Origin of the sequence: Candidatus Cyanaurora vandensis, assembly GCF_013285555.1 — a bacterium.
GTDB lineage: Bacteria > Cyanobacteriota > Cyanobacteriia > Gloeobacterales > Anthocerotibacteraceae > Cyanaurora > Cyanaurora vandensis.
This window is the reverse complement of the sequence record NZ_JAAXLT010000208.1, coordinates 1-8,006: the sequence shown is the minus strand read 5'-3', so window position 1 is coordinate 8,006 and position 8,006 is coordinate 1. Positions and strand designations below refer to the sequence as shown.

5 protein-coding genes are annotated in these 8,006 nt (G+C 57.4%); all 5 read left to right on the top strand.

What is annotated here, in order from left to right:
* Positions 1 to 423: 423 nt before the first annotated feature.
* The 5 genes from gndA (at position 424) to HFM78_RS14580 (ending at position 7,816) form a co-directional block, all read left to right on the top strand.
* A complete protein-coding gene (gene gndA, locus HFM78_RS14600; protein WP_287130186.1) occupies positions 424 to 1,842 on the top strand; it encodes an NADP-dependent phosphogluconate dehydrogenase in 1,419 nt (472 codons plus the stop codon).
* 9 nt (positions 1,843 to 1,851) lie between these two features.
* Positions 1,852 to 3,375, top strand: coding sequence for a glucose-6-phosphate dehydrogenase (gene zwf / locus HFM78_RS14595; RefSeq protein ID WP_287130185.1), 1,524 nt, complete (start codon positions 1,852 to 1,854; stop codon positions 3,373 to 3,375).
* Between the two features lie 8 nt (positions 3,376 to 3,383).
* The gene (locus tag HFM78_RS14590; RefSeq protein WP_287130184.1) at positions 3,384 to 4,460 is read left to right on the top strand and encodes a glucose-6-phosphate dehydrogenase assembly protein OpcA; all 1,077 of its coding nucleotides are present in this window, start codon (positions 3,384 to 3,386) and stop codon (positions 4,458 to 4,460) included.
* Positions 4,457 to 5,173, top strand: coding sequence for a 6-phosphogluconolactonase (gene pgl, locus HFM78_RS14585; protein WP_287130183.1), 717 nt, complete (start codon positions 4,457 to 4,459; stop codon positions 5,171 to 5,173). Before HFM78_RS14590 ends, pgl begins: the two co-directional genes overlap by 4 nt.
* Positions 5,174 to 5,464: 291 nt before the next feature.
* On the top strand, positions 5,465 to 7,816 hold the full coding sequence (locus tag HFM78_RS14580; RefSeq protein ID WP_287130182.1) for an alkaline phosphatase: 2,352 nt from the start codon (positions 5,465 to 5,467) through the stop codon (positions 7,814 to 7,816).
* Positions 7,817 to 8,006: the final 190 nt, after the last annotated feature.

Genomic DNA, 8,006 nt, shown 5'->3' with positions numbered 1-8,006 from the left:
TTCTAGTTTTCCGTCAAGTTTCGACTCAAGGACAATCATGACACAATTATAACCTATGACACTTTACTTATCGTTGTTAACTTTATGACTCCCTTCAGTGGTGGCGGCTTATATCCCCATAGCTAAAGCTAGGGACTTTACGCCGCTTTTGGTAAAGACCTCCGCGCTGACGGCAGGATTATTCCACTCTACCGCTGCCCAATTTTCTGTCATCTCTTCCTCTATCATCCCTGCTGTGAGCTTATCGCACCCTTAGCCAGCCACTAGCCACGGTCCCTATCCTTCTGCCTGGTCCCCCGCCCCATGGGGTGGAGGGGCCGCTTCAAGGCAGCTAAATCTGAAGGGATGTTAATACTCCGTGGATAGAAGACCTGAATGTACCTAAGCTAGGGTTGAACAGATTGACCGAGATGAGGCATCGCCATGGTTGGATTGGCAAAAATTGGACTCATCGGCTTAGCCGTAATGGGTGAGAACCTAGCTTTGAATATCGAACGTAATGGCTTCCCCATCGCGGTCTACAACCGGACCGAAGCCAAGACCAAGGAATTCATGGAGGCTAGGGGCAAGGATAAGAACTTTATTCCTACGTTTTCCCTAGAGCATTTCGTCCAAGCCCTTGAGCCACCGCGCAAAATTATCATCTTAGTCAAGGCCGGGAAGCCCGTGGATGCAGTCCTGGACCAGTTGAAACCGCTCTTGAGCCCCGGCGATATCGTGATTGATGGCGGGAATTCACTTTTTACTGATACGGATCTCAGGACAGAGGCATTCAGCAAGCTCGAGCTCCAGTTCATCGGCATGGGCGTTTCCGGGGGCGAGGAGGGAGCTTTGTGGGGGCCGAGTCTCATGCCCGGTGGTCCGGCAGCCGCCTATGAACAGATTGCGCCGATTGTCACCAAGATTGCCGCCCAGGTTGCCGACGGCCCCTGTGTCACCTATATCGGTCCCAAGTCAGCGGGCCATTACGTGAAAATGGTCCACAACGGCATTGAGTACGGAGATATGCAACTCATCGCCGAAGCCTACGACCTCCTCAAAAATGTGGTCGGCATGGACGCGGAGGAACTACACCACACCTTCAAAAGCTGGAATGAAGACGATGATTTGCAGTCATTCTTAATTGAAATTACCGCCGACATCTTCACCTACCTCGATCCCGTCCTGAAAACACCGCTCGTTGAGCTAATTCTCGACAAGGCCGGACAGAAGGGTACGGGTAAATGGACCGCTCAAAATGCCCTAGACCTCGGCATCACGATCCCGACGATCAATGCAGCGATTGAGGCCAGGATCATCTCTTCCTTTAAAGAGCAACGGGTGGCAGCTTCGCGGATGCTAACGGGGCCGCGTTACAGCTTCAGTGGGGACCGGGCGCAGTTCATCCAAGCAGTCGCCCAAGCCCTCTACTGTTCCAAAGTCTGCTCCTACGCTCAGGGGATGACCCTGTTGCAGGCCGCTTCCACCGAGTATCGCTATGAGCTGGACTTAGCTGAGATTAGCCGCATCTGGAAGGGCGGCTGTATCATCCGCGCCAAGTTGCTCGACCGCATCCAACAAGCCTTTAGCACCAACCCGTTACTGGCGAACCTCTTGGTAGACCCCTACTTTGCCCAGCAGCTTGCCGACAAGCAAGGACCCTGGCGCGAGGTGGTGGCAGTGGCGGCTCAGGCCGGGGTGCCCTGTCCGGCGATGAGTGCTTCCTTGGGCTATTACGACAGTTACCGCAGTGCCCGTCTCCCCCTCAATCTCACCCAGGCCCAACGCGATCTTTTCGGTGCCCATACCTACGAGCGGGTAGACCAAGCCGGGACCTTCCACACCGAGTGGCACACTACCTAAGGAACGCCGATGACCACCCTCCTGCAAAACCCACTCCGCGCCGGACTCCGCATTGACCGCCTACCCAAGCCCGTCATCATGGTCATCTTCGGGGCCTCGGGGGACTTGGCCCAGCGCAAACTCCTCCCGGCCCTCTACGATCTAGCGCGGGAACGCAACCTGCCCAGCGAATTCACCGTGGTCGGAGTGGGCCGTTCGCCGATGAGCGATGACCAGTTCCGAGACCGGATGCATGAGGGGGTGCAGGGGCACAGTCGGGACTTCGTACCTCAAGTGTGGGAAGACTTCGCTCGTGGCCTGTTCTACTTCGCTGGGGACCTCAACCAACCGGAGTTCTATGGCGAGTTACGGACCTACCTAGAAGAACTGGACACCAAGCGTGGTACCCAGGGCAACCGGGTCTATTACCTCTCAATCCCGCCGAGTTCCTTCCCGGTCCTCCTAGAGAGCATGGTCACCCAGGGCATGGCGGGGACCCCAGAGACCGTGCGGATTATCGTCGAGAAACCCTTCGGGCGTGACCTCAAGACGGGTCAGGAACTCAATGCCATCGTCAGTCGGGTCTTCCACGAGGACCAGATTTACCGGATTGATCACTATCTCGGCAAAGAAACCGTCCAGAATATCCTGGTCTTCCGGTTCGCCAATGCCATTTTTGAACCCTTGTGGGACCGCCGTTACCTAGACCATGTGCAAATTACCGTGGCGGAGACCGTGGGCTTAGAGGGCCGGGGCAAATATTACGAGGAGGCCGGGGCCTTGCGCGATATGCTCCAGAACCATCTGATGCAGGTCTTAACACTGGTCTGTATGGAGCCGCCCGCCGCCATCGAAGCTAATACCGTGCGTGACGAAAAAGTAAAAGTTCTGCGCTCGATGGTCGTTATGGACGCCAAAGATGTCGCCCTCAACACCGTCCGCGCCCAGTACAGCCGGGGTTTCCTGGGGGGTAAAGCGGTCCCCGGTTATCGCGAAGAGGGCGGGGTGAACCTGGAATCCATTACCCCGACCTACGCCGCCGTGAAGTTACACATTGATAATTGGCGGTGGAGCGGGGTGCCGATTTATCTACGGACTGGGAAACGGCTAGCGAAACGGGCCAGCGAAGTCTCTCTGCACTTTCGGGAGTCTCCGTCCCATCTATTTCGCAGGTACAGTACCCATCCCACCACCGATGTCCTAGCTCTGCGGATTCAACCCGACGAGGGAATTTCGATTCGCTTTGATGCCAAGGTCCCCGGCCCGGATATCACGATGCGCCCGGTGAACATGGATTTTCGCTACGGCACGACCTTTGCCAAAAAAAGCCCCGAGGCCTACGAACGCCTGCTACTCGACTGTCTCTACAAAGACCAGACCCTCTTTGCCCGCGCTGATGAAGTGGAGTACGCCTGGAAAGTCGTCACCCCGATCATTGAGCAGTGGACCCAAGGCACCCCCGCCGACCTTGCTAGTTACGAAGCGGGGACCTGGGGACCCAAAGCCGCCGACCAACTACTAAACCGTGACAACCGCCACTGGCGACGACTCTAGGAGCCATCATGACCCCAGACCCGACTGTCTATGCCATCCGCGCTCCCAAACAAGTCCCGCTCAACCAAGTAGACCAGGAACTCAGCCGGATCTGGGCCACCCAGGACGACGGACAGCTCAAGACCCGCGCCTCCACTTTCAACTTGATTGTGTTCAGTGGCGGTGTGGCCCTGGATCTGGAAAACACGATTGGCGCGGTAGCGGTCCAATACCCCTGCCGGACCCTGGCGATTATGGATGACCCCACGGCCCCCGCCGATACCGTCGCCACGGAAGTCACGGCCTACTGTCCCCTCGGTTCTGGGGGCCAGCCCGCCCCGGTCTGCTGTGAATATGTCACCCTCCGCGCCACCGGAAATGCCCTGCACGAGTTGTACACGACGGTCTTGCCGCTCTTGATCCCCGACCTACCGACCTATCTGTGGTGGCAGGGGATCTTCATGCCTACGGATTCGCTCTTCAGTAATTTACGGGTGTTGGCGGAACGGTTGATTGTAGACAGTGGGACCCCAGGGACGGCAGCAGACCTAACCACTCTGGACCAGTTACCCACCGACCAGGCTATCGGGGACTTGAATTGGTGGCGGTTGGCTCCCTGGCGGGAGTTGACGGCTAAAGCTTTTGACAACGAGGGCCGTTTAGCAGCCTTGAGTGAAGTCCACCGCGTCGAACTGGAGTATGTCGGCCCGAATTTAGCTCAACCTTTACTTTTTCTGGGGTGGCTCTCCAGTCGGCTGGGTTGGCAGTTCCAAGAGCAGTGGGACAACGGAGCCGTAGTTTTCAGTGGACCCCAAGGTGAGATCGAAGCGGTCTGGCGGGAAGTCCCTGGTACGACCGTAGGCGCGTTGGCAACCGTGCGGCTCTTGATTAACAACGAACGGTACCTCTTGATCCGCTCGGGGGTGATTGCCGATTGCGTACAGTTACAACTCGAAGAAGAGGGCCAATGTACCTTCGAACAAGTGACCGCCTTGGGTGAATTGCGACTGGATGAACTCCTGGCCCAGGAGCTCCAGACCAATAGTCAGACCGATCCCTATTACCGCGAAGCCCTAGCCATGGCCTGTACCCTGAGCGCACCATGAGCCCCGAAGTCCACCCCGACTCCACGGCCTTAGCCCAGCGTGTTGCCCGGTGGTTGATGGACCAACTCCAAGCCAACCAAGGACCCTTCAATATTGGTCTGTCCGGCGGGTCCACCCCCGAAATACTCTACCGGACCCTAGCCCAATCGCCCTTTCGAGAGAGCTTCCCCTGGGCGCGGGTGCATTGGTTCTGGGGAGATGAACGGTTTGTCCCACCCACGGACCCCAACAGTAATTACCGAATGGTCAATCAAGCGTTACTCAGCCATTGCCCGGTGCCTGCCGACCATATCCACCCCATCCCCACTGAGGGCATGGCCCCCGAAACAGCGGCCTTGGCCTATGAACAGGAACTCATTGCTCATTACGGTGCCCCTACCCTCGAGCCAGCGCGGCCCTTCTTTGATGTGCATTTCTTTGGACTCGGACCCGACGGACACACCGCCTCACTATTCCCTGGTAAACCCGTCCTCCAAGAGCGCGACCACTGGGTCCAAGCCGTCTACGAACCGGGCCTCAAACCCTTTGTCACTCGCGTTACTATGACCTATCCCTTGCTCAACAGCACCCGTGCCGGAGCGTTCCTCGTCGCCGGAGCCGAGAAGCAGGCAATCCTTCATGAACTCTTAACCGGGACTAGCACCACCCCCGCCGCCCGTATTCAACCTGTGGGCAATCTGTACTGGTTCGTGGACCAAACGGCTATGGGTTAGTCCAACTAGAATCAGCGAGAAATTGTCAAAGATGAAGCTAGTTTTTGTCCTAAAAATAGCCTAACATGAGATTGATTCCTGTTATCAAAATAGAACTTGTCATCATCGTTAACCTCTCGTTAACTTAACCCTCGTCTTCTCTTAACCTTGCTGGCCTAACATCAAGTGACTTCAAGTTTTGAAGCTCGCCCAAGGGGTTGGTGGAGTACGCACTAGGACTGATACCTCAGTGCAGCTTCTGTGGAGCAGGGATTTTGATTGATTAGATTGTTTTACCCAAGGGGATACACAATGACTCGTTTTTGGCTAAATCGTTTGACCTTGTTACTGTCAGCTACCCTCGTCTTGACCGCGCCTGCGGTCCAAGCGGGACCCGATGATGATGCCCGTTTTAAAGGCGATGGCGTAACCCGCAACAACCTAGACCCGATTCAATCCGGCGGTCTGCTGGCTGATTTCGTGACCAACGCCGAACCTACCACCGGCCTGCGGATCATGCCTCCCACCAATACCCAGATCCTCGTGGGTCAGTTGGCGGACCTCCGCATCGAGACCCAGATCCCTGGAGCCACGCCTCCGGTCCTCAAACAGTTGGTAATTAACACTCAGGACCGTACCCAATTCTTTAATGCCACTGTTGCCGCCCAAGGCACCGGGCTTGAGAGTGGGAACCCGGCTTCGTCCTTGCTCTACGGCGCGACCGCCCGCAACTTGTCCTTTAGCACGCCCGGTCTCTACGATGTCACCGCTGTGGTCACCGTGGACGGTGTGGACTACACCATCACCAACACCTACCAAGTCTCGGGTTTCGCGCTCGGCGGCAAGGTCCAGCACCTCGTATTTTTCCTAGGTGATGCCATGGGTCTGCCGGTGCGCTCTGCCGCTCGGTTTGCTGGTCGCGGACTTTTTGAAGGCCGTAGCCGTAGCCGCCTCAACATGGACCAAATGGAATCCGTCGGTCTTGTCGGCACCGCTTCCTATGACAGTTTGATCACCGACTCCGCACCGGGGATGGCAAACTACGTGACGGGCCTCAAACAGCCCAACAATGGCCTTAACGTCTCGGCTGACAACACGCCCGAGACCGTCCTGGATAATCCCCGCATTGAGACTCTCTGGGAATTCCTAAAGCGCACCCAGGGTTGGAAGATTGGCGTAGTGACGGATGCCTTCGTCACCGATGCCACCCCCGCCGCCGTCGCAAGCCACACCCGCTCTCGTGGAACCCGGACCGCCATCGCTCAGCAATACCTCGACTTCTACCAAGACGGGACTGCCCAGCCCCTCACCGGCTACACGTCCTTGCAACAACTCACCCAGCCCGTGGATGTCATCCTGGGCAGTGGTGCTTCTGACTGGCTCTTGTCTACCAACCCCGAAATCAAGACCTTCTATCAGTACGGCTCTGGTGGTCGGACCGATGTGGACCTCTTCGCCAACATCGCTCCGAGCCTGGGATACAGCACCGTCCGTAACCTCAGCGAACTCAATGCTGCCCCTAACAACCAACCCCTCTTGGGCATCTTCACCGGGGAATTCCGCACCACCTCCAGTGGTCTCGGCGTTGACAACATCCCTGGTACCCTAGACCGGCTCGTCGCCCGTGGTAAAGCCACTATCGGTGGACAGACTGCCAGCAACCCGGCTTTGGGCATGACCGTCGCTCCCCCGCAAGGGACGGGCTGCGGGACCTTGATCCAAGATTGTTTCGCTGCCGTCCCCTCCAAAACCGAGATGACCAGCAAGGCAATCCAAGTCCTCAACACCCTGGCTGGACCCTCCGGCGGTTGGGCCTTGTTGGTGGAGCAATCCCAATCCGACAAACTCGCCCACACCCTGGAATATGAGCGGGTCATTTACGAAATCCTGGAACTCGACAATGCCATCGGCTTCGTGATGAATGGTCAAGCCCAAGACGGCAAGACCCTCAGCCTCGCGACCGCTGACCACGCCCAACCCGAGACGATCGTCGGCGTTGTGGTCCCCAGTGCCATTGCTGCCGGCGGCGCGACCCCGGCGGGCGGTTGCTTCACCCCCAGCACCACCTACCCCATCACCATCGGTTCAGCAGCAGATACCACCCGGCCTTGTCCGCTCCAAGACGCGATTGGCACCTTCAACGACGGGACCTTCCCGACCTATCAGGACCTCAACAACGATGGTTTCCCCGATGAAGCCGACCCGACCATCAAGCTGGTGTTGGAGAATGGCGGTCGTCCCACCTACAGTCAGAACTATCTGACTAACTTCCAACCCCTCAGCCCCTCCGGGTCCAACGCTTCATTCCCCAATCCCGCCCGCGACCCTGACGGGATTTTGCTGGTCGGCAACATGCCCACCCGTAACGTGTTACCCGCCCAGCCAGCCCCCGGTGCTCCCATCAGCAGTGCCAGTGCCAACAAAACCAACGGCAACACTGGCGTTGCGCCCCACTCCGGTGAGGACGTACCCCTGAGTGCTTCTGGTCCCGGTGCCGGTCTGTTCGCTGGCTCCTATGAGAACACCGATGTCCACATCCGGCTCGGTCAAGCTCTTTCCGGTAAAGCGACGCTCAGCAGCTTGAAGCAAGGTTCGCCCTTCTTGGCGGTCCCCAATGTCAAGCCCGATGCGAGTGCCGTTAAGGGCTTCAAGACGAAGTCCTAGGTCCTCCTGAATTAGCGGGGGGCCATGGGGCCTCCCCTTTTTACTAGCAATGGCTAGGCAATTGCGCTGTCAATTGCTATACGTAGTGAGTTATAAGGTTGGCGTTGAATCCAACCACAGACCCGTCGAGGAAACATCATGAAACCTGTGTGGTCCAGTGCGGTGGCAGTCCTGTTGCTAGCAGTGCCCG

Excerpts from the sequence above, each read along its gene's own strand:
- zwf (WP_287130185.1), top strand. The coding sequence starts at position 1,852 with ATGACCACCCTCCTGCAAAACCCACTCCGCGCCGGACTCCGCATTGAC.
- HFM78_RS14580 (WP_287130182.1), top strand. The coding sequence starts at position 5,465 with ATGACTCGTTTTTGGCTAAATCGTTTGACCTTGTTACTGTCAGCTACC.
- pgl (WP_287130183.1), top strand. The coding sequence starts at position 4,457 with ATGAGCCCCGAAGTCCACCCCGACTCCACGGCCTTAGCCCAGCGTGTT.
- HFM78_RS14590 (WP_287130184.1), top strand. The coding sequence starts at position 3,384 with ATGACCCCAGACCCGACTGTCTATGCCATCCGCGCTCCCAAACAAGTC.
- gndA (WP_287130186.1), top strand. The coding sequence starts at position 424 with ATGGTTGGATTGGCAAAAATTGGACTCATCGGCTTAGCCGTAATGGGT.